The organism is Parabacteroides johnsonii DSM 18315 (assembly GCF_025151045.1).
Taxonomy (GTDB): Bacteria; Bacteroidota; Bacteroidia; order Bacteroidales; family Tannerellaceae; genus Parabacteroides; species Parabacteroides johnsonii.
Window position 1 is genome coordinate 4,492,693 of record NZ_CP102285.1, and the last position, 25,605, is coordinate 4,518,297.

General features: G+C 43.3%; 21 protein-coding genes. 14 read left to right on the forward strand and 7 right to left on the reverse strand.

The window, feature by feature from the left end; all coding sequences use genetic code 11:
* Positions 1-51: 51 nt before the first annotated feature.
* Positions 52-2,538, reverse strand: coding sequence for an outer membrane beta-barrel family protein (locus NQ564_RS18245; protein WP_008152769.1), 2,487 nt, complete (start codon positions 2,536-2,538; stop codon positions 52-54).
* A gap of 844 nt (positions 2,539-3,382) precedes the next feature.
* On the opposite strand from NQ564_RS18245, the gene NQ564_RS18250 reads away from it, so the two are divergent.
* The 3 genes from NQ564_RS18250 to NQ564_RS18260 all read left to right on the forward strand — a co-directional run bounded on the left by NQ564_RS18250 (position 3,383) and on the right by NQ564_RS18260 (position 7,627).
* Positions 3,383-5,683: an RHS repeat-associated core domain-containing protein gene (locus NQ564_RS18250; protein ID WP_227963189.1), complete on the forward strand. Its 2,301-nt coding sequence runs from the start codon at positions 3,383-3,385 to the stop codon at positions 5,681-5,683.
* Complete coding sequence (locus NQ564_RS18255) at positions 5,680-6,093, forward strand: hypothetical protein (protein WP_008152761.1); 414 nt, start codon at positions 5,680-5,682, stop codon at positions 6,091-6,093. The genes NQ564_RS18250 and NQ564_RS18255 overlap by 4 nt, the downstream gene beginning before the upstream one ends.
* 583 nt (positions 6,094-6,676) lie before the next feature.
* On the forward strand, positions 6,677-7,627 hold the full coding sequence (locus NQ564_RS18260; protein WP_008152755.1) for an outer membrane beta-barrel protein: 951 nt from the start codon (positions 6,677-6,679) through the stop codon (positions 7,625-7,627).
* Between the two features lie 63 nt (positions 7,628-7,690).
* Here NQ564_RS18260 and NQ564_RS18265 read toward each other — a convergent pair whose 3' ends face one another.
* Positions 7,691-8,362 carry a response regulator transcription factor gene (locus tag NQ564_RS18265; protein WP_039848441.1) on the reverse strand — a complete coding sequence of 224 codons (672 nt, stop codon included), beginning with the start codon at positions 8,360-8,362 and terminating at the stop codon, positions 7,691-7,693.
* A 159-nt stretch (positions 8,363-8,521) separates the two neighbouring features.
* Between NQ564_RS18265 and NQ564_RS18270 the strand changes: the two genes are divergently transcribed.
* The 4 genes from NQ564_RS18270 to nagB all read left to right on the forward strand — a co-directional run bounded on the left by NQ564_RS18270 (position 8,522) and on the right by nagB (position 12,470).
* The gene (locus NQ564_RS18270; RefSeq protein ID WP_008152751.1) at positions 8,522-9,418 is read left to right on the forward strand and encodes a diaminopimelate dehydrogenase; all 897 of its coding nucleotides are present in this window, start codon (positions 8,522-8,524) and stop codon (positions 9,416-9,418) included.
* A gap of 96 nt (positions 9,419-9,514) precedes the next feature.
* Positions 9,515-10,348, forward strand: coding sequence for a prolipoprotein diacylglyceryl transferase (lgt, locus tag NQ564_RS18275; RefSeq protein WP_008152750.1), 834 nt, complete (start codon positions 9,515-9,517; stop codon positions 10,346-10,348).
* A gap of 37 nt (positions 10,349-10,385) precedes the next feature.
* On the forward strand, positions 10,386-11,582 hold the full coding sequence (locus NQ564_RS18280; RefSeq protein WP_008152748.1) for an FprA family A-type flavoprotein: 1,197 nt from the start codon (positions 10,386-10,388) through the stop codon (positions 11,580-11,582).
* 75 nt (positions 11,583-11,657) lie between these two features.
* Positions 11,658-12,470 (forward strand): glucosamine-6-phosphate deaminase, encoded by an 813-nt coding sequence (gene nagB, locus NQ564_RS18285; RefSeq protein WP_008152747.1) that lies wholly within the window; start codon positions 11,658-11,660, stop codon positions 12,468-12,470.
* 68 nt (positions 12,471-12,538) lie between these two features.
* Here nagB and NQ564_RS18290 read toward each other — a convergent pair whose 3' ends face one another.
* Positions 12,539-12,802, reverse strand: a complete 264-nt coding sequence (locus NQ564_RS18290) for a tetratricopeptide repeat protein (protein ID WP_008152745.1) — start codon at positions 12,800-12,802, stop codon at positions 12,539-12,541.
* 149 nt (positions 12,803-12,951) lie between these two features.
* Between NQ564_RS18290 and topA the strand changes: the two genes are divergently transcribed.
* A complete protein-coding gene (gene topA, locus NQ564_RS18295) occupies positions 12,952-15,294 on the forward strand; it encodes a type I DNA topoisomerase (protein ID WP_129650340.1) in 2,343 nt (780 codons plus the stop codon).
* A 259-nt stretch (positions 15,295-15,553) separates the two neighbouring features.
* Complete coding sequence (locus tag NQ564_RS18300; protein WP_227963190.1) at positions 15,554-16,549, forward strand: IS110 family RNA-guided transposase; 996 nt, start codon at positions 15,554-15,556, stop codon at positions 16,547-16,549.
* 253 nt (positions 16,550-16,802) lie between these two features.
* Here NQ564_RS18300 and NQ564_RS18305 read toward each other — a convergent pair whose 3' ends face one another.
* The 3 genes from NQ564_RS18305 to NQ564_RS18315 all read right to left on the reverse strand — a co-directional run bounded on the left by NQ564_RS18305 (position 16,803) and on the right by NQ564_RS18315 (position 19,836).
* The gene (locus NQ564_RS18305) at positions 16,803-17,573 is read right to left on the reverse strand and encodes a class I SAM-dependent methyltransferase (protein WP_129650342.1); all 771 of its coding nucleotides are present in this window, start codon (positions 17,571-17,573) and stop codon (positions 16,803-16,805) included.
* Between the two features lie 15 nt (positions 17,574-17,588).
* On the reverse strand, positions 17,589-19,382 hold the full coding sequence (argS, locus tag NQ564_RS18310; protein ID WP_008152736.1) for an arginine--tRNA ligase: 1,794 nt from the start codon (positions 19,380-19,382) through the stop codon (positions 17,589-17,591).
* A gap of 181 nt (positions 19,383-19,563) precedes the next feature.
* Complete coding sequence (locus NQ564_RS18315; protein ID WP_008154292.1) at positions 19,564-19,836, reverse strand: HU family DNA-binding protein; 273 nt, start codon at positions 19,834-19,836, stop codon at positions 19,564-19,566.
* Positions 19,837-20,023: 187 nt separating this feature from the next.
* Between NQ564_RS18315 and NQ564_RS18320 the strand changes: the two genes are divergently transcribed.
* From NQ564_RS18320 to NQ564_RS18340, 5 genes are all read left to right on the forward strand, one after another.
* Positions 20,024-20,734, forward strand: a complete 711-nt coding sequence (locus NQ564_RS18320; RefSeq protein ID WP_008152732.1) for a rhomboid family intramembrane serine protease — start codon at positions 20,024-20,026, stop codon at positions 20,732-20,734.
* Positions 20,715-21,593, forward strand: a complete 879-nt coding sequence (locus tag NQ564_RS18325; protein WP_008152731.1) for a rhomboid family intramembrane serine protease — start codon at positions 20,715-20,717, stop codon at positions 21,591-21,593. The genes NQ564_RS18320 and NQ564_RS18325 overlap by 20 nt, the downstream gene beginning before the upstream one ends.
* Entirely contained in the window at positions 21,590-22,711 is a 1,122-nt protein-coding gene (locus NQ564_RS18330; protein ID WP_008152730.1) for an endonuclease/exonuclease/phosphatase family protein, read from the forward strand. The genes NQ564_RS18325 and NQ564_RS18330 overlap by 4 nt, the downstream gene beginning before the upstream one ends.
* Positions 22,712-22,780: 69 nt before the next feature.
* Positions 22,781-23,275, forward strand: coding sequence for a hypothetical protein (locus tag NQ564_RS18335; protein WP_008152729.1), 495 nt, complete (start codon positions 22,781-22,783; stop codon positions 23,273-23,275).
* Positions 23,276-23,295: 20 nt separating this feature from the next.
* Positions 23,296-24,924 carry a flotillin family protein gene (locus NQ564_RS18340; protein ID WP_008152728.1) on the forward strand — a complete coding sequence of 543 codons (1,629 nt, stop codon included), beginning with the start codon at positions 23,296-23,298 and terminating at the stop codon, positions 24,922-24,924.
* A 128-nt stretch (positions 24,925-25,052) separates the two neighbouring features.
* Here NQ564_RS18340 and NQ564_RS18345 read toward each other — a convergent pair whose 3' ends face one another.
* Positions 25,053-25,604, reverse strand: a complete 552-nt coding sequence (locus NQ564_RS18345; protein WP_008152727.1) for a DUF4468 domain-containing protein — start codon at positions 25,602-25,604, stop codon at positions 25,053-25,055.
* Between the last annotated feature and the right edge of the window lies 1 nt (position 25,605).

A 25,605-nucleotide genomic window follows, 5' to 3' on the forward strand; every position in this document is an offset into this window, starting at 1 on the left:
AAATGTGGAAGAAGGGGTAAGTGCGGCGAGGACTTATCCCTTCTTTTTTATTTAGTCCATTTCGTACATGTCCGGTTCCTCATTTCGACTTTTACTTTTGTCTTTCTTCTTGTTCATATTCCCAAAGTTATAAGTCAGGGTAAAACCAACTCTTCTGCCACCGCGCCAGTTCTCAGAATCCTGCCAGAAACCGTCTCCGGATGTAACAGTGCGGAATCTGCGGGAATCCAGCAAATCACGTGCATTAATACTTAACGTCAATTTGTCTTTTAAGAAAGACTTGCGCAACCCAAGGTCGACGGAGTAGTTCGGTTCGCGGTATCCTTGTGCCATCAAGCGTTTGGAGTTGTAATTGCCTGTACCCTGTAGAGAAATGCCCCAAGGAAGACTGACGTTGGCAATCATGCGTACGTTCCAGTTGAAACTTTCGTCCTCCTCGCCGGTGACAGGCGCTTCCGCTCCTTCGGGCAGGTAACTGAAACCGTCCAATTTGGAGTAGTAGAGGTTTACAGTCGTTGTCAGGCTAAGGATACTGAATAGATTGTTTTTTCCAACGATTTCCAGACCGCTATTTTGCTGGCGGGCTACGTTTTCGCTGGTCGTGTACATTACATTGTCTGCCGTGTTCAAGAAACGAATGCGCTGGATCACGTCATCTGTCGAGCGATAGTAGCCGGACAATGATAAGGTATGGCCGGATTCCCAGGTCTTGATATAATTCAATTCGAAAGAATGGGAATATTCAGGTGTCAATTCCGGGTTACCGAAAGAAATGTTGGAAGCATCGGAAATATTGCGGAATGAATTTAACTGTCCACCCCAAGGACGACGCAAGCGACGGGTATAGTTCACTTGTATTTCATTGTTTTTAGGGAGGGCATAGGAGATAAAGGCACTTGGGAACAACTTGAAATAGTCTTTTTCGAAAGTTTCCGACGGCTTTCCGTTAAATTCCTGGTCGAAGTCCAGCGAGCGGGTATCCACACGCCAATATTCCCCACGCAGGCCGGCTTGGTAGCTCAGATTGTTCCACTTGCCCCCGTAAGTCATGTATAGGGCGTGCACATCCTGGTTATATAGAAAACGGTTGTAAAGTGCCTGATCCTGTTCGATGTCGGTAGCAGTTGTTCCGGAATAGGTATCCACAGGGCTGGATTCTCTTTGGAATGTCCCTTTATAACCCGCCTCGATCCGGCTTGCATCGGATATTTTGTTTGTGTAGTCGGCTTGAACTTCCCAGTTTTTGTTTCTGATGTTGTTTTCCTGAGTCTGATATTCCTGTTTGTCGGTTAAGCCGGTGTCCGTATACCGGGTTGATTGTTCGTAAATGCTCAGTCCGTCGTTCCTCCACTGATTATTGCTGACGGTCAAGTCTATGTTGCTGTTTTCCGAGAACTTATGCAAATAATTCAATTCCAGGTTATACATTTTCATATCCGAGTTTCCGTCTGTCGTACGGTCGCTGGTGTAGACCGTATTCTTTTGCTTGTCTGTCGAAATATAATGGATCGATTCGTTGTTGTCACCCCCTCCGGTCATGCCGGTCATGTTGAATGCCAGGTCGTCGCTTTTGGTGATGTGCCAGGTTGCCCCGATACGTCCGAACCAGTTGTTGTGTTGTCGTTTGGATCTGTTGGTCTGGTCGAGAAAACTGTTGTCGGTGGTATTTTCACGACTAGTGATTCCACCGCCTTTCATTTCCCGGTTCCGATAGCTCAGATTGGCATACGCATCCACTTTGCTACTGCTGTAGTTAATGTTTCCACTTGCCTGATAACCTCCGTCCGTATCGGCTCCGGCTTTTACGCTGCCGTAGTAACCGGGTTTCCGGTCATCCTTTAAAATAATGTTGATAATCCCGGCTGTTCCCTCCGGGCTATATTTAGCAGAGGGATTGGTAATGACTTCCACTTGTTTGATATCTTCTGCCGGCATCATTTCCAGAATGTCGGCCTGGTTGTCTGCTGTCAGTCCCGATGCTTTTCCGTTGATCCAGACTGTTACGCTGGAATTTCCACGCAATGAAACAGATCCTTCGTTATCGACTTCCACGGATGGGATATTGGCAAGCAAATCACTGGCCGATCCCCCTTCGGATGCGATATCTTGTGTTGCGTCGAAAACTTTTCTATCGAGCTCGAATCTCATTTGGGGCTTTTTGGCTACGATCTCCACTTCTCCCAATTGATTGGCATCTTCTTCCAGGGTGAGTTCTCCGAGATTAAGAGTTTGAGAATTGTTGCTGATTGTGATATTTTTAGAAATATCCGCGTAGCCTATATAGGAAAAAGTAACTACATATTCCCCTTTTTTCAATCCTCCGATACTGTAGTTTCCGTCGCTTCCGGTAACGGCTCCCTGCAATATTTTGTCCGAACCTTTTGCCTTAACCTGGACGGTTACAAATTCGAGTGGTCCCCCTAATTCACCGTCCATTACAATACCTTTAATCCTTCCGTCCGTTTCATTCCCTTTCATATCCGGAGCCAAACACAAAAGCATACCGGTTAAAAGTAAGCTCATCTTTTTTGTCATCATCTTCCAAATCTGTCTTTTACATTTTACAAAACGATTTATTTGACTGCTATCAAACAAAAAGGTTTATTTGAAAAAATCAAAAATTAAGCAAAATCCTTTTGTGTGGTATGATGATAGATCTGGTATGCTATTTCTTTCCTTCTTCCCTTATTGTCATCTTTCTTAAAAAGCTATTGGTTCAAATCGAAACTACTACTGCATTTAATTCGATTTTCTACCCCATCTGATTCAAATTACCCGCAGAGGTAATATTTTTTAACAAACTAGTATTTTTGCATATTGATGATAATGAGGTGTTTATGCGATATTGTCGTTTTAGGGGGGATATTGTTGTTTTTTTAGTGTATTTGGTTTGGGATATTGTTGCTGATTTTAAAATTGTAGGTGTAAAGAAGAATGGAATTTGTATAATAAAGTTTACTCGGGTATACTTATTGTATAATCTTGTTTATTTAACAGTGTCTTACATCCTTTATAGGTTACTGTAAATCCTGCATTTTTCTGATAAAAAAGGACTTTTTCGCGATGAAGACGGTCGTCGTTGTCGTAAAAGAGGACTTCATTACCCATAGAATATTCAACTTAGAAGTGCAACTTCGCAGTGTGTTTCCCATGAAAAAACTTATATTCGTAAACAAACTGCAACTGATCACTTGAAAGGTACGGTTATGATGGAAACTGTTTCAAATCTGGAATATGGAAATCCGAAGACAGTTGTGAGGGATTATGGAAATGGTTTGAGTGAAACAACGACTTCTGTTTTTAAGAATGTTATAACAGAGGAAAAATGGATTCTCGGGTTATCTACGTCAGTAGCAAAACAGACTGTACGAAGTGGTGCAAGTTGGCTGATAAAACAGTATATGAGTATAATACCAATAATCAGGTATCAAGTAAAACGAGCTATATAAATTCAGGTCAGGAACAAATTTCACAAGAAACTTATATGTATGATAAGTATGGAAGTCTTGAAAGTGAAAGTTCTGATAATGGAGTATCCAAGTCTTATGTACGTGATGCATTGGGGAGGTTGTCCAGTAATCGCGAGGAAGTAGATGGTTGTTGGTTCCAATGCAGCTACAACTATTCTTCTACAACAGGTTTGCCAGAGTCGAAAGTTTATAGTTTTTCTTCTGGAGGTAATGCTATTACCGAGAATTATATTTATCAAAATGGGACTTTGGTTGAAATAATGCAAGATGGACAACATTCTATTTGGAAATTGCTTTCTGAAGATGCTTTCGGGCATCCGACAGCAGTATCGACAGGTTCTTTGAATCGAACTTATTCTTATGATGATTATGGATTCCCGACTAACCGAAAATCTGTTAATTCTTCGGGAGCTGTTATTCAGGATTTCGGAATGTTGTTTGATCCCGTTACGGGCAACTTGAAGGCTCGCGGTGATAACAAATATAATAAGTTTGAACAATTCCGTTATGATAATCTGAATCGGTTGACCCAGGTCTATATGGCAACATCGTTGGTGGCTACACCTTCTGTTGATGCTGAAAATGTATATTCCTATTTGGCGAATGGCAATTTGGCTTCAAAGAGTGATGTCGGTGTGTTTTCTTATGATAATGCCAGTAAACCGTATGCTGTGACAGGACTCGGATTAATAGGAGATGCTGTTCCTCCTCGTAGTCAGCAAGTGACTTATACCTCTTTTGAGCGACCGGCGTCCATTATCGAAAGTAATTATACGGCATTATTTTCTTATAACGGATCTGGAGAAAGAGTAAAAATGAATATTACCCGGAATAATAAAACTGAAATTCTCCGTTATTACTTAAACGGGAGTTATGAAGCCGATCACACTCCGGAGGGAGACACGGAACGGCTTTATATGGGAGGTGATGCTTATTCCGCTCCTGCTGTGCTAATAAAAAAGAATGGTAGTTGGAACTTGTATTATATTTGTCGTGATTATTTAGGTAGTATAACCCAGATGACAGATAGTAACGGCACTTTGCTGCAGGAAGTGGGTTATGATGCTTGGGGACGGTTGCGTAATCCGAATACATTGGTTGCTTATCTGCCAAATATGGAACCGGAACTTCTTTTAGGGCGTGGTTATACGGGGCATGAACATTTGACAATGTTTGGTTTGGTGAATATGAATGCTCGGCTGTATGATCCGGCAGTAGGACGTTTCCTTAGCCCGGATCCTTATGTGCAAGTTCCGGATTTCACACAAAGCTATAATCGTTTTAGTTATGCGATGAATAATCCGTTGGTGTACGTAGATGCTGATGGTGAAAATCCTTTATTGGTATTAGGATTGGTCATTGGTGCTTATATTGGAGGAGTTGCGACAAATCACGGAGAGCTAAATCCGTTCCGTTGGAATTATAGTTCTATTACTACCTATTTAGGACTTGGATTTGGTGCATTGGTTGGTTATTATGGTGCATATGGGATTGTTTATCCTGGCAGTATGAGTATTGCCGGTTCAATCGGAACTCCCTGGGTAAGCGCTGGTACATCTGTTGCTGCATTGGGTCAAGGAACTGATTGGCGGTTTAATTTTGAATGGACGACTGCTGCCGGAGGTGGAGGCCAATATGGACATTCCGGCAATGCAGAAGTATCGGTGGATAAAGCAATTGCTAATGCGCAATCTTATTATTATAATTATCATACTCATTCTCAAGGTTCATCATTGGATCCTATGGTCGTTTTATCTACAACTTTGTCTGGTACGTCGGAGGTCTATTATAGTAAACATTTTGGAACATGGATGGGAAAAGATTTCAAAGTGAGAAGTCAAAGTTGGGGTGGAAATCAATACACTGGAGGAAAAAATAAATTTGCAAAACAAATGGCTAAAAAGATAACGTGGGGAGGAAATGTTTTGGGGATTTATAATGGAGTGAATACCTATCTTGATTGGCGTCGAGGAAATAGTTCGTCTCAACAATTTCTAATAGAGGAATTTTCGAATATTTATTCAACAGTAGGTGGCGTTTATGGAGCTGCTTGGGGCGTTGGTTGGGAAATGGGAAGACAAACAACCTACCAGACATGGTATCAACAATTAAAATATCGCTTTTGGTATAATCGAATGGAGAATTTAATTGGACCTCCTTCTGAAACAAATAAAATATATTGGAATGAATTTTATAAAAACTATCGGCCATGATTGATGTATTATATTATATGTACTATCTGTTCTACCTAAAGAAATTGAAAGACGAAGAACCGCATGCAAGAACAATTTGGCTCTTAGGTATTTTCTTCTCTTATTGGGTATTCTGTGCTATTGATTTATTTTTGCTTTTTTTCTTTTTGTATTCAATCTCTTTGGAATTTGCACTTATGATATTCTTTTTAGGAGTGCTGCTATTTTATTGGATTTATTCAAAAAAAGGAAGAGGAAAATTTGTTGTTGAAGAGAAGAAACCTCTTATTTACGGTAGTTTTTGTCTTTCGGTTATTTGGGCAATACTCTTTTTTGTGATAACTGTAGCCATGTTTCTTTCATCAGCTTTCATTGGGAAATATATGTATCAGCTTGTTGAACCTATGTCCCGAATGGTGTTTGGCGAATGATGAATTTTATAAAAACTATCGGCCATGATTGATGTATTATATTATATGTACTATTTGTTCTATTTAAAGAAGCTGAAAGATACGGAGCCACATGTTAGGACGATATGGGGAATTAGTTTTCTTTTCTTTTGTGTAGCAATAGGAGGATTGAACTTGATATGGGTAGTTCTGTTTTCAAAAATGGTAAATTTTTGGATTATGATGGCTTTTTTCCCATTGATAATTCTAATAATGTATGTAATTTATTATAGATCAGGTAAAGGACAGTATATAGTAGAACATAAAAAACCTCTTTTTAGGAACAGTATGTTTTTATCGATTTGTTTTGCAATTGTATTTACTTTTTTGTGCGTGTCTTTACTTGTAATAGTTCCTGTTTTGATAAGACCTATATTACAGTTATATTAGACTAGAAATGATTGTAGATGTATTATATGTACTATTTGTTCTATTTAAAGAAGCTGAAAGATATGCAGCTATATGGGAGAACGGTATAGGCGTTGGTTTTGTAGGAAAATATATGTTGCAATTCGTGAAGCCTATGTCATAAATAATATTAGATTAATTAAAGATATAATTAAGAATGAAAAAGTTGATTTTATTTCTGCTCCTGCCTATCCTTTTAGGCAGTTGCGCTCCTAAAGTGTTGACGCATATAGAAAAGAAATATCCTTCCCGGATAGTAGCGGATGACGTGCGCCTATATGGGGTAGGACAAGTTGTGCCGGAAACGGCAGAGCGGATCGGGAGTGTACAAGTCGTGGACGGTGGGGCATCCACCAAATGTAATTATGAACAAGTAGTGGCATTGGCAAAATTGGAGACGGCGAAGAATGGCGGGAATGTTTTGGCATTGACGGATCATCGGAAGCCATCGTTACTGGGTAGCAGCTGTCATCAGATTGCAGGCGATATGCTTTGGATCGGAGATACGGTAAATTGGGAAACAGGGATAGCTTCTGATTTGTCTGCTTCGGTTGGTGATAAAAATACTACCGGTGTGGTTAAAAGTGATTTTCAGCATAGTACTTTCTATGTTAATGTAGGTTATGCTTTTATAATCAGCAAATTTTATCTTCCCTCGGGTACGTCGGGTAATCCTAAAAACGGTATGGATTGGCAATTAGGTTATGATTGGGTGGCAAGGAGTGGCTTTGGTGCCGGGTTGATGTATTCGGGCTATAAGTCATCCTTTACGTATTCGAATGTGGATGTGAAAGTGGGACTTGCATACGTGGCGCCTCAGTTTGTGATGAAACAAAAAGTAGGTCGTTGGGGGATTGAAGAAAAATTCGGTATCGGTTATTTCAAGTATCGGGAATCAGCGAAAGGCACGAGCGCTTCTCTTTCGGGTGTGGGGTATGATTTCTTGTTCGGGGCGGAATATTATTTGTCTGACCACGTCGGGATCGGAGCTAACCTTGGATATATCGGAGGCTCTTTACCGAAGCAAGATTCTGCGGAGTATGGAGATGAGGAGCATACCGGAATCTTTCGTTTGCACATTGATGCCGGAGTGCGGTTTCATTTCTGATCGGCGGATTTGATAACCGGGAGAGGCTGAATCAGATTCGGTTTCTCCCGGTTGGATTGTCCGTCAGAAATCCAGTTGATATCCGATGCATGGATATGTTTGGATGCTGATGCATTTATCTTGCGTGAATTTTTTGCGGAGTTGTGAGATAATATTATTCAGGCTTTCTTCGCTCAAATCGTTTCCCCATATTTCTTCGAGCAGTTGTTTGCGTGTGACTACCTGTTTTTTATTGGAGTATAGCTTTTGTAGAACCAGAAATTCTTTCGGAGATAGTTTTTCAATCTTTTTATCCGGACAAATCAAAAGATGTTTGGTCGTGTCTACCTGATAAGTATCGATCGTCCACATCGCTATCGTCTGTTTTTCGGGCTGTTGCAATAGTTTTCGAATCTGGAATATCAATTCCGTAATGTCATACGGTTTTTTGATGTAGTGGTTGGCTCCTGTGTCGTAGCTCCGGATGATCTCTGTCCCGTCGGTATGCGAAGAGGCTATGATAACTGGGAGTTGCGGGTATTGTGAGCGGATAGCTGGAAGGATGTCGAGGCAGTTTTGATTGTTTACTTTAATATCCAATATCAGCAAATCCGGCAGCAGGGAAGCCAAACTGTCTTGAAGCCCATTTAATGTTGTCCTGAAATCTACTTCAAATCCGTTTTCTGCCAAGGCTTGTGTGATCAAATTCCCTAAGATTTGATCGTCTTCGATGTATATGAGTTTGTTGTTTGTCATTCCCTTTTTTTGTTTTAGGAAGCAAGATAATAAAAACATCACATATGACATAGGATGAGGGTACCTCTTTTTATTTTAAACAAAAACAACATACCCCTCTTTTGTCAATCCCCTAATTATAACTACTTTTGTGGCTGAAGAAAAAGTAAAAACTAAAGTATGAAAAAGATTAGAGCTGCCATTGTTGGATATGGCAATATTGGAAAGTATGTATTGGAAGCCCTGGAAGCTGCTCCCGATTTTGAAGTAGCTGGTGTTGTACGTCGTAATCCGAATGATATTCCGGATGAATTGAAAGGATATACCGTCACTGATACTATCACGAAGTTGGATAAAGTAGATGTAGCTGTTCTGGCAACTCCGACACGTAGCGTAGAGACTTACGCCAAAGAAATACTTTCTCTAGGCATCAATACGGTGGATAGTTTCGATATCCACGGAGGTATTGTTGATTTGCGCTGTTCGCTCGATGCTGTAGCGAAAGCTCATAATACCGTTGCTGTCATCTCTGCCGGATGGGACCCGGGAAGCGACTCTATCGTTCGTGCTTTGTTGCAGGCGATCGTTCCGAAAGGAATTACATATACGAATTTCGGACCGGGTATGAGTATGGGGCATACTGTTGCTGTGAAAGCCATCGAAGGTGTTAAGGCTGCCTTGTCTATGACAATCCCGATGGGGACAGGCGTCCATCGCCGTATGGTTTATATCGAAGTGGAAGAAGGATATGATTTCGATAAAGTAGCTGCTGCCATCAAGGCGGACGACTATTTCGTGCATGACGAAACGCATGTGATCCAGGTTGACTGTGTGGATGACCTGAAAGATATGGGACATGGCGTGAACCTTGTTCGTAAAGGTGTTTCCGGTAAAACGCAGAACCAGTTGATCGAATTCGACATGAAGATCAACAACCCGGCTCTTACTGCCCAGATACTGGTTTGTGTTGCACGTGCAAGTTTCAAACAACAGCCCGGTGCCTACACGATGATCGAATTGCCGGTGATCGATATGCTTTATGGCGAAAGAGAAGACTTAATAAAGAAACTGGTTTAAATGAATTGACAATGGATAATTGACAATTGACAATTAGGGGGATCCGGTTGTACAAATTGTCAATTGTCTGTTGTCAATTGTTAATTGATAAAGATTATGCTTGATTTTATTACCTGGACGGCTGATCCCGCCATCTTTTCCATTGGTTCGCGTGAGATACGCTGGTATGGACTGGCGTTTGCCATCGGTTTCCTGATCGGTTACAAGATCGTGGAAAAGATGTGGAAAAGAGAGAAACTCAATCCTGCATGGATAGACTCCCTGCTGATTTATACGATGTTGGGGACAGTGATCGGTGCCCGTTTGGGGCATTGTCTGTTTTATGCTCCGGATTATTATCTGGCGAATCCGCTCGAAATTCTGAAAGTTTGGGAGGGAGGACTTGCCAGTCATGGGGGAACGTTGGGTATAATCATCGCCATCTATTTTTACTCTAAACGGGTGAGCCATCGGAGCATGCTTTGGGCATTCGACAAACTGGTGGTTCCTACCGGCCTTGTGGCTGCCATGATTCGTTTAGGAAACTTGATGAATCATGAAATATATGGACATCCGACAGATCTGCCTTGGGGATTTCGTTTTATTGAAAACCTGCATGCTTGGAAAAGAGGAGCAGCTCCCGTTTTTACCGTTCCCAGCCATCCAACACAGCTCTATGAAGCCGCCAGCTATTTGGTGACTTTCGCTATTTGTATGTGGCTCTACTTCAAAAAAGATGCCTGGAAGAAGGAGGGACTTATCTTCGGCGTATTTATGATTTGCGTATTCGGTTCGCGCTTCTTCATTGAGTTTTTGAAAAATAACCAGGAAGAGTTCGAGGCTGATATGATGCTGAATATGGGGCAATGGCTCAGTATTCCGTTCATCTTGGTCGGTGTCTATTTCGTATGGCGTGCCATGCGGCTTGGAAAAGAAATGAAGAAGAATTGATTCTTTAATTATTAATTTTTAATTATTCATTGTCAACGTGTATAAGTTAAAAGAAATAGCAGATAAAGTTTACTATGTAGGGGTAAATGACCGGCAAAAAGCTCTCTTTGAGAATATGTGGCCTTTGCCTTACGGTGTATCTTATAATTCCTATCTGATCGTGGACGAAAAAACGGTTCTGGTCGATACGGTGGATGTGTGTTATTCCGATATTTTCCTGAAAAAAATAGCGGATGCTCTCGACGGGCGTCCTTTGGATTTTTTGATAGTGAACCACATGGAACCGGATCATGCGGGCAGTATCCGTTTGTTGCGCCAGCAGTATCCGGATGTCCAGATCGTCGGAAATAAGCAGACTTTCGGTATGTTGAATGGGTATCATGGTATTTCGACGGGATTGTATGAAGTGAAGGAAGGAGACACTCTGAGCGTGGGACGTCACCAACTGTCTTTCTATATGGCTCCGATGGTACACTGGCCGGAAGTAATGGTCACTTACGATTCGACTGATAAAATCCTGTTCTCTGCCGATGCCTTCGGTACTTACGGAACGTTGGATGGCGGTGTGATCGACTCTGAAATGAATGTGGAACATTATTGGGAGGAAATGCTCCGTTATTATTCCAATATCGTCGGTAAATATGGAAATCCGGTACAGCGTGCTTTGCAGAAGTTGTCGGCTTTGGATATCCGGACGATTTGTTCGACTCACGGCCCGGTTTGGCGCGAATATGCAGCGAAGGCGATCGATATTTATGACCGTATGAGCCGTTATGAAGGTGAAGAAGGTGCGACAATCGTGTACGGTAGCATGTATGGCAATACTGAACAGATGGCAGAAGCGATTGCCGCTTCTTTGGCCGCGAACGGGGTGAAGAATATCGTCATGCACAATGTGAGCAAGAGCCCTGCATCTTATGTCTTGAAAGATATTTTCAAATATAAGGGATTGATAATCGGTAGTCCGACTTACAGTAACCGCCTGTTCCCGGAAATCGAATCAATTCTGGATAAGATCGAAACACGTGAAGTGAAACATCGTCTTTACGGTTATTTCGGCTCTTTCACCTGGGCGGGAGCTGCGGTGAAAAACTTAGCGGCATTCGGTGAGAAGATGAAATGGGAAGTTGTAGGGGCTCCGGTTGAGCAGAAACAAGCTCTGAAGGCAGATAAGTATGAAGAATGTTGGGCTTTGGGAGAAGAAATGGCCAGAAAATTGAAAATAGAGAATTGAAAATGGAAAATTCTTGGTTAGATAGAATAAAGGTGTTACCTTTAGGCACGAAAGAATTAAATTAAACGTAAACGTATGAGACTAATTATTGAACCTAATTACGAGCAACTATCAAAGTGGGCTGCTAATTATGTCGCTGCTAAGATTAAGAAAGCGAATCCTACGGCAGAGAAACCATTTGTATTGGGCTTGCCTACCGGCTCATCTCCTTTGGGCATGTACAAAAATCTGATCGAACTGAACAAACAGGGTGTGATCTCTTTCCAGAATATCATCACTTTCAACATGGACGAATATGTAGGTTTGCCGGAAGATCATCCTGAAAGCTATCATTCTTTCATGTGGAATAACTTTTTCAGCCATATCGACATCAAGCCGGAGAATGTGAATATTCTGAATGGAAACGCAGAAGATCTGGAAGCCGAATGTGCTGCTTACGAAGAAAAGATGAAAGCTGCCGGTGGCGTGGATCTGTTCCTGGGCGGTATCGGTCCTGACGGACATATCGCTTTCAACGAGCCGGGTTCTTCTTTATCTTCCCGTACCCGTGTAAAGTCTTTGACAACTGATACGATCATCGCTAATTCCCGTTTCTTCGACAACGATGTCAACAAAGTTCCGAAGACTTCCGTTACGGTCGGTGTTGCTACGGTGTTGGATGCAAAAGAGGTGCTGATCATGGTGAACGGTCACAACAAAGCTCGTGCTTTGCAGCAGGCTGTTGAAGGTGCGGTAAACCAGATGTGGACTATCACAGCTTTACAGATGCATCCGAAGGGAATTATTGTTGCCGATGAAGCTGCCTGCGCAGATCTTAAAGTCGGTACATATAACTATTTCAAAGATATTGAGAAAGATAATCTTTGTCCCTGCTCTTTATTGAAGTAAATTTTTTTTATTCATAATAGTTTTGATTTAACATCGAAAGGCTGTGTCTGTGATAGATGCGGCCTTTCTTATTGGTTGAACATGTCTTTGTTGTAGAAGTTCATGATTGAAATCAGTTGATCGTGGGCGATTTGTGCGGGGCTGTCGGGGTTCAGATCCATCGCTGTAAGATAGTTGTTCAGGGCCTGCCGGATATCCCCTTTTTTGCGATAGGCATTGCCACGTAAATAATACGCTTCATCGGAAGATGCGTTTTTTTCTATGTATTCGTCCAACAAACGGATTGCTTCATCTGTTTTACCGTCGGTAATGAGTTGTTTAATAGTTTCCATCTCGAGATTTATGATTTATAATTTATGAATTATAGATGCCGATTTGGGCAGATAAAGTGCAAATTTAAATCATAAATCATAAATGATAAATCATAAATCATAGATTTTGTGTAAGTTTGCATCCGATTTCAAAAAGATAAGACGTTATTATGCAAAAGAATCTGGTAATAGTGGAGTCACCCGCTAAGGCAAAAACCATTGAAAAGTTCCTCGGAAAAGATTATAAGGTTATGTCGAGCTATGGTCATATCCGCGATCTGAAGACGAAAGAGTTTAGTATTGACATCGAACATGACTATACTCCGCAGTATGTGATTCCGGCCGACAAAAAGAAGCTGGTCAGCGAACTAAAATCCGAAGCCAAGTCAGCCGAACAGGTATGGCTCGCTTCTGATGAGGACCGCGAGGGAGAAGCAATATCCTGGCATCTGTATGAAGTGTTGGGACTGAAACCCGAAAATACCAAACGTATCGTCTTTCATGAAATTACTAAGAATGCCATTCTGCATGCTATTGAAACCCCACGCGATATCAATATTAATTTGGTGAACGCCCAACAGGCACGCCGTGTGTTGGACCGTATCGTGGGATTCGAACTTTCGCCGATTTTATGGCGTAAGGTAAAGCCGGCTTTATCGGCCGGGCGCGTACAATCGGTGGCTGTTCGTCTGATTGTGGAGCGGGAGCGGGAGATCAATGAATTTGTGAGTGAGGCGGCTTTCCGGGTGATTGCAAATTTCATCCTGCCTGATGGAACGACGGTGTTGAAAGCCGAGTTGAATCGCCGTTTAAAGGATAAGAAAGAGGTGGAAGCCTTTTTGGAATCCTGTAAGAATGCTTCGTTTACGATTGACGATATCACGACGAAGCCGGTAAAGAAATCGCCAGCTCCTCCTTTTACGACTTCCACTTTGCAGCAGGAAGCGGCTCGTAAGTTAGGATACTCCGTGTCGCAGACGATGATGATCGCACAACGTTTATATGAATCAGGATTGATCACTTATATGCGTACCGACTCCGTGAACTTGAGTGATCTGGCATTGGGTACGGCGAAAGAGGCTATTTTTGAAACATACGGTGAGAAATATTATAAGTTCCGCCAATATCATACCAAAAGCAAGGGAGCACAGGAAGCGCATGAGGCGATTCGTCCGACCTATATCAGTAATGTGGAGGCAGGAAGCTCTTCGCAGGAAAAGAAGCTGTATGAACTGATCCGTAAACGTACGATCGCTTGCCAGATGGCGGATGCCGAATTGGAGCGCACGACTATTTCGGTCGGTATTAGCGGGCAGACGGAACGTTTTGTCGCTGTCGGCGAAGTAATCAGTTTCGAAGGTTTCCTTCAGGCTTATATGGAAAGTAACGACGACGAAGTGGAGAAGGAACAGGAAAACGGCTTGCTTCCTCCGGTAAAACTTCATGAAGTCCTGTCGTTGAAAGATATCGTGGCAACAGAACGTTTCACGCAACGGCCTCCGCGCTATACGGAAGCCAGCCTGGTTCGCCGTTTGGAGGAACTGGGTATTGGACGTCCGTCCACCTATGCACCGACTATTCAGACGATCCAGAACCGCGAATATGTGGTGAAAGGAGATAAGGAAGGCGTGGAACGTACTTACACGATTATTTCGCTGTCCAAGGGAAAGATCAAGGAGACGGAGAAGACTGAGATGGTCGGGGCCGACCGCAATAAACTGATGCCGACCGACATCGGTACGGTAGTAAACGACTTTCTTATGGAGTATTTCCCGGATGTCTTGGATTACAACTTTACGGCCAGCGTAGAAAAGGAATTCGACTCGGTTGCGGAAGGAGAACTGGTCTGGACAAAAGCTATCGATAAATTCTATAAGATTTTCCATCCGATCGTAGAGGCTACGGCTGCCGTTAAGACCGAACATAAAGTAGGGGAACGTCAACTTGGTATCGATCCGAAGAGCGGAAATCCGGTGTTTGTGAAGATCGGACGTTACGGTCCTGTCGTTCAGATCGGAGTGGCCCATGCTGACGACAAAGAGGCGCCGAAACCTCAGTTTGCCTCTCTGATGAAAGGCCTGTCCATCGATACGATTACATTGGAAGAGGCTTTGAAACTCTTCGACCTTCCTCGTACGGTCGGTGAATATGAAGGTAAGGTGATGGTGGCTGCCGTCGGTCGTTTCGGGCCGTTTATCCGTCATGATGGTAAATTCGTTTCTATTCCGAAAGATTTGAATCCGCTTACGATCACGGCTGAGGAAGCAATCGCCCTGATCGATGGTAAAAGGGAAAAAGACGAACAACGGTTTATCAAGAAGTTTGAGGAAGATCCGGAGATGGAAATCCTGAAAGGTCGTTTTGGTCCTTATATCTCTTATCAGAAAGCGAACTATCGTATTCCGAAGACGATAACCGACCCGGCTTCCCTGACACTGGAAGATTGTAAGAAGATCATAGCGGAAGCGGGTGAAAAGCCGGCGACAAAGAAGAGAGTTGCCCGTAAGAAATAAGCATAAGCTAAGCAAATTGAGGAGGAGATTTTGACACATTTACATTTGCAGTATTAAATATCACAATAAAATATAAGTGTATATTTGAAAAGAAGAGTTGCAGTGAACTAACTTTGACACTAGTCTTAAATGACTATAGGCTGAATCAGACTGCAACTCTCTTAATAGGAGAACCTAGCCAGTTAGAATTGTAGGTTCACGACCTAATAAATGTATTAGCTGTTTCTCCTTCATGTTTAATACTGTAAAATACAAAATTATGAATTATTCTCATTTTGTAGGTCTTGATGTAGGAAAAAAAACTTTCGATGCATCATTAATGTCTGCGGCCGAAAAAGAGTTGTCTCACAAGTCTTTTGATAACACTCCAGAAGGGATCCAATCTTTATTGGATTGGATAGCAGGTTATCATCTCTCTTTATCCAAACTCTTGTTCTGTGCTGAAAACATGGGAAGCTATGTCACAGAGTTATCTGTTTCCAGTGTCTCCATGGGATTTTCCCTGGCTTTGGTTTGCCCGTTGACCATCAAGAAGTCCATGGGCCTACAACGAGGCAAAAATGACCGCATTGACGCCAAAAGGATAGCGAACTATGCGGTATTACATTATCGAAAACTAGAGTTATACAAATTACCTAACAAAGACTTGGTGAGACTGCGGGGATGGATTATTATATGTGACAATTTGGTCAAGCAAAAAGTATCAAGCATAAAGTTATTGGAAACATTCTCCCAGATGGCTAAGTTGGCTGATGTGACAGAATCCATTTCTTTTTTGGAAGAGCAGCTCAAGTCGATAAAAGAAAAGATCCTGGAAGTGGAAGAAGATATGGAGCAACTAATAGCCGCCAGTACATCGCTTTACACAAACTACTTGCTATTAAGAAGTATAAAAGGAATAGGAATTATCAATGCCATTGTATTACTGTGTGTTACTGACAATTTTCAAAGATTTGACACCCCGAGGAAATTTGCCTGCTATTGTGGGGTTGCCCCATTTGAACATACTTCAGGTATTTCCATACGGGGAAAAACGCAGACTTCTTCATTGGCTAACAAAGAAGTAAAAGTATACCTTACCCGAGCAGCTATTACTGCCATATCTTGGGATCCGCAGATGAAAGCATATTATAAAAGGAAAATAGCGGAGGGGAAACATAAAGCATCTGTAATCAATGCAGTAAGAGCCAAAATCATAGCAAGATCTTTTGCTGTGATACGAAGGCAGACTCCATTTGTAACATTAGCCGTATAATAAAAAAGGTCCTTAACTTCGAAAACATCTTAGGTTTAGGAAGTAGCTATACACTTCTGAAGAGTTGTTATGTCTATATACGAACTTACCCAAGGATACGTTAATGTTCGTAAACTTGGGTAAGATTTGAGAGATATTGTTTGGAAAGGACTTAGAATTCACCTCCTCCTCGTCTTTTCACAGATGTGGAACGATTAGTGTATGGCGGCTTACGAATGGTTTCCGCCATTTTGGGTATTAGGATATGCCTCGCTCAGGAGCATTTCGTGCAATCGAGAATTTCGGAATCGAACGCATCGTGAAGAGATTGTTTTTCGATGAATTCAGAAGAAAGTTGTTTGGTGTAGTCGATGATCCGGCCATCCAAACCATAACTGTGCAAGGTCTCAAGGATATCTTTCCGTCCATACAGCCTACAAGAAGTAGCATCTCCCGATATAGCTTTCCTTTCTGAGGCGGGCAATTGACTCAAATCCTGTGTCGGACCGTCCAGCCATGTGTCGACAAGTAATGCCCTTCCTCCGGGTTTCAAGACGCGGTGGATCTCCTGCATTCCTTTTTCATCTTCCGGTACGCAATAGAGCACGTGCGAACAAATAATCAAGTCGAATGTGTTGTCGGCGTATGGCATCTGTGTGATGTCGCACTGGTAGGTCGCTACGTTCGGATTGATGTCGGCATCGTGATAGACCGAGACATGAGGAGAACTCTTCAGGAAATCTTTCAACCCTTTGACCGGGGCAAAATGGAGGATACTTATCGGTCTTTCCGTCTTGTCGAGTATTTCGTTCCGGAGATACATACACAATATCCGGGTTCGTTCCAATGATAGGCAATGCAGGCATTTGATATTTTTGCGTGGCCCTTTGTCGCCATGCGAAAGGAAGCGGCGGGATGATTTGCCGCAACAACAGCATTCATATCGGTCGCCCTTCAAAAATGCGGCCTCTATTTTATAAAGGGCATAATGAAGAGCGATCCGTTGTTTCTCACTCAGCAGCTTTCTGTATAGGCTTTTGATCATGATCTTTGCTTATTATTACATTCTTTCCGGAACCTCGATCCCCAATAACGACATGGCCGATTTGACAATCTTGGCTACGTTGGCGGAGAGGACAAGGCGGAACTCCTTCACTTCTTCATTCTCTTCGCGGAGGATAGAGAAATCGTGATAGAACTGGTTGTATTCTTTTACCAGGTCGTACGTGTAGTTGGCGATGAGGGCGGGGCTGTATTCCTTTCCTGCTTCGCGAACGACGGAAGCGTAGTCGGCTATCATCTGGATCAGGTTTTCTTCCTTTTCGGAGATAGTAGTCGTTGTCGGTAGTTGTTCCGGTAAAACGATGCCCTGCTCGGCTGCTTTACGCAAAACGGAACGGATGCGGGCGTAGGTGTATTGGATGAACGGACCGGTATTACCGTTGAAGTCGATCGATTCTTTCGGGTTGAAGGTCATGTTCTTGCGCGGATCCACTTTCAGAATGAAATATTTCAAGGAACCGAGGCCGACCATGCGGGCAATGTTTTCGGCTTCTTCCGGTGTCATCTCGTCCATTTTGCCCAACTCCTGCGAGATTTCGCGGGCTGTACCCACCATCTCTTCCATCAGGTCGTCGGCATCGACAACCGTTCCTTCGCGGCTTTTCATCTTGCCTTCCGGCAGTTCGACCATGCCGTAAGAGAAATGTACAAGGCCTTTGCCGAATTCGAAACCTAATTTATCCAACAGGATGGACAATACCTGAAAATGGTAGTTCTGTTCGTTTCCTACCACATAGATCATTTTGTTGATAGGATAGTCGTCGAAACGCAATTTGGCAGTTCCGATATCCTGTGTCATGTAGACGGAAGTGCCGTCGGCACGGAGCAGCAGTTTTTCATCCAGGCCGTCTTTTGTCAGGTCAGCCCATACGGAACCGTCTTCACGGCGGTAGAAAATGCCCTTGTCGAGTCCTTCCAGCACTTTGCCCTTACCTTCCAGGTAGGTCTGTGATTCGTAATAGATCTTATCGAAGTTTACGCCCATCATTTTGTATGTCTCGTCGAATCCGGCGTACACCCAGTTGTTCATCATTTCCCAAAGAGCACGTACCTCCTTGTCGCCGGCTTCCCATTTGCGGAGCATATCGCGTGCTTCGGCCATCAGGGGAGAAGCGGCTTCGGCTTCTTCTTTTGTCATGCCTTTTGCTTCGAGAGCGGCAGTCTCTTCTTTCAGTTTATTGCTGAAAAGGACATAGAAATCACCGATCAGGTGGTCGCCTTTCTTGCCGGCCGTTTCGGGAGTCACGCCGTTGCCCCATTTCTGCCAGGCGAGCATGGACTTGCAGATATGGATACCGCGGTCGTTTACGATGTTCGTCTTTACCACTTTATTGCCGTTTGCCTTCATGATCTCGGACAGGCTGTAACCCAACAGGTTGTTGCGTACGTGTCCGAGGTGGAGCGGCTTGTTGGTATTGGGGGAAGAATATTCGATCATAACCAGCGGAGACTGTTCCGTTACGGGAACGATCCCGTATGACGGCTGTCCGTTGATCCCGTTTAATAAATCGATCCAGCAGGCACAAGCGATGGTCAGGTTGAGGAATCCTTTGATTACATTAAATTCGGCTACAGCCGGTTCATGCCGGAGCAGGTATTCGCCAATTTCCTGGGCTGTCTGTTCCGGTGATTTCTTCGACATGCGGAGGAAGGGAAAAACTACCAGAGTCAGATGTCCTTTGAACTCTTTTTTTGTCTTTTGCAGTTGCACCTGGTTGGCCGTTACATCGGCGCCATACAGTTCTTTTATGCCGGTAATAATCGCACCGGTAATCTGTTGTTCGATAACCATATTCGTTTAGTATATGTTCGGATTTATTTTGTCTACAAAGGTACAGGTTTATTTTGTAAAAACCATAAGATTGGTGTGGGTTGGAAAGAGATAACTATGATTTGATAAAGTAACCGGCATGCAATAAAAAAGGCATTCCGATGGTGGAGTGCCTTTTTACTATTGAGAGTGTGAGACTAATTTACTTGATGATTTCTGTCAATTCGGCGCCAGCTTTAAATTTAACTGATTTGCGTGCCGGAATTTCGATTGGTTGTTTAGTCTTCGGGTTAACACCTTTACGTGCAGCTTTTTCAGCAACAGAGAAAGAACCAAAACCTAAAAGGGCTACTTTGCCGCCTTCTTTTAATTCACTAGATACTGTTTCAACAAAAGCTTCTACAGCTTTCTTTGCATCAACTTTGCTTAAACCGGATTTTTCCGCTACAGCATTGATAAATTCTGTTTTGTTCATGATGGTTTGATAATTAATATATTAAACAATTTTTGTGATAGCCTAAAAAGTCGGTGTCAAATGTAATTCTATTTTGATATATCGCAAAGAAAAAAAGAGTTTTTTTTATTGATTTACTATGTTTTAGTGCTATTTTGTCAGAAAACTACCAAAATATATATACCTTTGTCCTTAAATTGATAAATATATGATGAATCAAAATAGTTCGGGATTCCTGAGCAGCATCCCGATGGTTACGAAAAACCTTATCATTATCAACCTGTTGTTTTGGGTAGCGAGCCTTGTTTTGCCTAAAGTCGGGATTGATTTAGTTCAGTTATTCGGACTACACTTTCCGGGTGTGAAGGATTTCTATCCTTTTCAGTTTGTGACTTATATGTTCATGCATGATACCCATTCGTTTGCGCACGTGTTTTTCAATATGTTCGGTGTGTATATGTTCGGGCGTGTGCTGGAGAATGTCTGGGGACCGAAGCGCTTCCTGACCTTTTACATGGTGACGGGTATCGGTGCGGGTATCACGCAGGAGCTGGTTTGGCTGTATTCCGTTCATTCTTTCGCAAGTGCGAACGGGGTTACGCTGGCACAGCTGGTTGCAGGGGATCCTTCGTTAAACTATCTGATTACGATCGGTGCTTCGGGTTCTGTATTCGGTATTTTGCTGGCGTTTGCCATGTTATTCCCGAATGTCCCGTTGTATCTGATGTTCATCCCGATTCCTATCAAAGCCAAATACTTCGTGATCTTTTACGGATTGGCCGAATTGTTTATGGGGGTTGCTAACAACGGTGGTGATTCGGTGGCGCATTTTGCACATTTGGGTGGTATGTTGTTCGGTTATTTCCTGGTTCGATATTGGAAAAAGAAAGATATAGGCAATGGGCGATATTTTTATTAATCTCAAACGGACTTTCAATTCCGGTAATATCCTGGCAAAACTGATTTATATCAATGTCGGGTTGTTTGTTATTATACGGTTGACAAGTGTGATCCTGATGCTGTTCAATCTGAGTGGTTTCCCGTTTTTGCAGTATCTACAGGTGCCTTCGTCTCCCGAATTGCTTCTGTACCGACCGTGGACGATCATCACTTATATGTTCACGCATTTCGACTTCTTGCATATTCTGTTTAATATGCTGTGGTTATATTGGTTTGGCGGTTTGTTCCTTACTTTTTTCAGTGAGCGGCAATTAGGAGGTTTGTATCTGTTGGGAGGTATTGCCGGGGCGGTCTTGTTTCTTGTGGCATACAACATATTCCCTTATTTCCGTACAGTTGCTGCTTATAGTTATTTGATGGGTGCGTCAGCTTCGGTTATGGCCATTGTGTTTGCCGTCTCTTTCTACCGGAAAGATTTGGAGATCAGTCTGTTCCTGATCGGAAGGATCAAGCTGATTTATCTGGCCCTGTTTACATTTGTGATAGACTTGCTGGCCATTACATCGACGAATGCCGGCGGCCATATCGCCCATATCGGAGGAGCGTTGTTCGGTATTTGGTTTGCTGCCCGGATCAAGGAAGGCAAAGATTTGACAGCCCCTATGAACCGCCTGCTCGACTGGGTGGTGAATCTGGGAAAAAGGAAACCCAAGATGCGTGTGACCTATAAACGTCCGGAGACCGATTATGAATATAATGCCCGTAAACATCGGGAAACAGTCGATCTGGATGCAATATTGGATAAATTAAAACGTTCCGGTTACGAAAGCCTTTCGGCAGAAGAAAAGAAAAAACTATTTGAGGCTAGCAAAAAATGAGCGAGCGGTTTAAAGCGATCAGGATTCTGTTTAAATCTGTAGTCGGTACTGCCAATGTGATAGTGATCCTGCTATTCATTGCTTCGGCCTTCTCGGACAGGATTTCACCGGACAGGAGTGTGCTCTTCTCTTATCTTGGGTTGGGATTTCCTGTGTTCTGCGTTTTGAACCTCTGTTTTGTTATTTATTGGCTGTTCCTTTGGGAGTGGCGGTTCGTATTGGTCGGACTATGTTCGTTTCTGATCTGTAAGGGGCCTGTAACCCGTTATTTCCCTTTCCATGACAGAATGAGCGATATCCCGAAAGAGAACGTACTGAAAGTCTTGACTTATAATGTCATGGGATTCGGTTATAAAGGCCATACGGAAGATTCTCCGAATCCGATCATACGGTATATTGCGAATTCCGGTGCGGATATCGTATGTCTGCAGGAATATGCAGTAGGTACTTCCAAGAACTTTTTGACGAATCAGAAGATCGCCAATGCCTTGAAGATGTATAGGTATCGCTCCATTATCCCGATCGGAACCTCCGGTACGCTCAAATTCAATATAGCCGTGTTTTCCAAATACCCGATCTCCAAGTCCCGTAAGATCAAGTATGAGAGCTCTTTCAACGGCTCGTCCATCCATGAACTGAATATAAACGGAAAGAAGCTGACTTTAATCAATAACCACCTGGAATCGTTCAAGCTGACGATGGAGGACCGGAGCCATTACTCCGCATTTATCAAGAATCTGAATTCCGAAACGCTCGACGGCCTGAGAAGTTCCATCGAACAGAAGTTGGGGCCGGCCTTCCAGATACGTGCCCGCCAGGCGAGAGCAGTTGCCGAGGAAATTAAAAAGATCGATACCGATTATATATTGGTCTGCGGTGACTTCAACGATACACCTATTTCTTATGCCCATCGTACGATCCAGGGACCTTTGAAAGATGCTTATGCCGCTTCTGGCCGTGGTGTCGGAGTTACTTACAATGAAAACTTCTTCTGGTTCCGGATCGACAATATCCTGCATTCCGCCAACATGAAACCAATCAACTGCACGATCGACAAGGTTCGTTATTCCGACCATTATCCGATGTGGTGTTATTTGCAATTGAAAGAGGGTGATTGAAAATAAGAAATCGGTTGCAGGAAACTGATTTTTTTCATATCTTACCAGCCTAATTAAATTAAGGCGATCATGACAAGCACAATCTTCCTTACGGTGGCCCTCGTTGCTACGGCGATCTTTCTGATTCAGTTTATTGTCTCCATCTTTTTTGGTGAAATCGATACGGATGTCGATATGGATGCCGATATCGGCAGTGTCATTTCTTTTAAGGGACTGACGCATTTCTGCATCGGTATGGGATGGTATATGTATATCACACAGGGAACGGAGATCTCGTCTTATGTGGCCGGTATTCTGGTAGGACTTGTCTTTGTGTTTGTTCTCTGGTTCCTGTATAAGAAAGCTTGGCAATTGCAGAAAGAGAATAAGCCGGAGAAACCGGAAGCTTTGTTGGGGAGGGAGTGCACGATCTATGCGCATGATGGGGATCGCTATATTGTGCAGATTGCCGTTAATGGAGCCTTGCGTGAAATGGATGTCCGCTCGCTTGAGAACCGGAAATATCAGACCGGTGACAGGGCTGCGATCGTCAAAGTGGAATCGGGAATTATGTATATTCAGTAAATAACAAATCTATTAAAATTATGACACAGGAAATGTTAATCATGGTCGCTATATTGGTTGTAGTGGTCATCATTTCGTTTATCGGTATCCTCTCGCGTTACAGGAAATGTAAGAGTGATGAGGTATTGGTGGTTTATGGTAAAACTTCAGGGGAAAAGTCTGCCAAGCTTTATCATGGAGGTGCTGCTTTCGTATGGCCGATCATTCAAGGATACGAATTCCTCTCCATGAAACCTTTGCAGATCGATTGTAAACTGACCGGCGCCTTGTCTGCCCAGAATATCCGCGTGGACGTGCCGACAACTATTACGGTTGCCATCAGTACCGATCCCGAAGTGATGCAGAACGCAGCCGAACGTTTGCTCGGGTTGCAGTCTGAAGACAAACAAAACTTGATTACGGATGTCGTTTACGGGCAGATGCGTCTGGTGATTGCCGATATGACAATCGAGGAATTGAATTCCGATCGTGATAAATTCCTGTCCAAGGTACGCGAGAATATCGATACGGAACTTCGCAAGTTCGGTCTTTATCTGATGAATATCAACATCAGTGATATTCGTGATGCCGCCAACTATATCGTCAATCTCGGTAAAGAAGCCGAAAGCAAAGCCTTGAACGAGGCGCAGGCCAACATCGAAGAACAGGAAAAGTTAGGAGCCATCAAAATTGCCAACCAGATTAAGGAACGTGAAACAAAAGTTGCCGAAACCCGCAAGGATCAGGATATCGCTATTGCCGAAACCAAGAAGCAGCAGGAGATCTCGGTGGCCAATGCCGATAAGGATCGTATCTCTCAGGTAGCCATCGCCAATGCCGAAAAGGAGTCTCAGGTTGCAAAAGCAGAGGCCGAGAAGAATATTAATATCGAGAAGGCCAATACGGAAAAGGAAAGCCGTATTGCCGAACTGAACTCCGATATGGAAATCAAAAAGGCCGATGCAGAGAAGAAAGCCGCCATCGGACGAAATGAAGCCGGTAAAGATATCGCACTTTCTAATTCCGAACTTGCCGTGACACAGGCGGATGCCGATAAAAAAGCTGGTGAAGCCGCTGCCCGTTCGGAAGCCGCTGTCCAGGCTGCCCGCGAGATTGCCCAGAAGGAAGTGGAAGAAGCAAAGGCAAAAAAGGTCGAATCAGCTTTGAAAGCCCAAAAGATCGTTCCTGCCGAAGTTGCTAAACAGGAAGCTATCCTGCAAGCCGATGCTGTTGCCGAAAAGACAATCCGTGAAGCGGAAGCACGCGCGAAGGCCCTGTTGGCACAGGCAGAGGCCGAAGCCTCTGCCATCCGTATGAAGCTGGAAGCCGAGGCTGACGGTAAGAAGAAGTCATTATTGGCCGAAGCCGATGGCTTCCGGGCGATGGTCGAAGCTGCCGAATCGAATCCGGCGATTGCGATCCAGTACAAGATGGTCGACCAGTGGAAAGAGATCGCAGGCGAACAGGTGAAGGCATTCGAGCATATCAACCTAGGCAATATTACTGTATTCGATGGTGGAAATGGCGCTACCGGCAACTTCCTTAACCAACTGGTGAAGACGGTCGCTCCGAGTCTCGGCGTATTAGATAAACTGCCGATCGGTGAAACCGTCAAGAACATCATCAAGCCGGACGAGAAAGATAAGGATGCCCCGGCTCCTACATTATAGTATATGAGAAATTCCCCTATAAAGAAACCATCGTTTCTCTATAGGGGAATTCTTGTTTCATACCGATGGAACTTTTGTTTCATGCGGATGAAACTTATGTTCCATGCTTATGGAATTAATTTTTCATGCTACAGTTCTGCATCGTTTACTGCATCCAGGATATCGGCGAACAGGTTCTCGACGAAGAAGAACGTGGCGTTGCAGAACAGCTTCGGGTCCTTGATCAAGGCAACTGTATTGCTTTTGCCATTATTGGCGATTACGCTTTCTGCAGAATACGTTTTGAACTTCTTATTGTTCAGAGGATCGTATTGGTAAACGATATTGCTTACTTCAGCCGAGTAACTGTTGTCATGGCAGCTGATCTTCATCTTGTATTTGATGATCGTTTTGTCCGTGTCATTCAACAGCATCTCGACTTTGGAAGAAACATTGATAGTCCCTTTCGACTTCTTGGAGTTGACATTCGACAGGAATACATCTTTTGCATAGCTTTTCTTCGCCCATTGATTGATTACTTCGAATATCTGGTCCTGGCTCATATCATTCACATGGACAGTGTCGCGATAGCATACTTTCCCGTTTTTCATCGGAGCACACTCGTCGACTTCACCTTTATGTCCCTGTGCCATTGCCAGCGCAGGGAACATAATCAATAGAAGGAAAAACAGTTTTTTCATA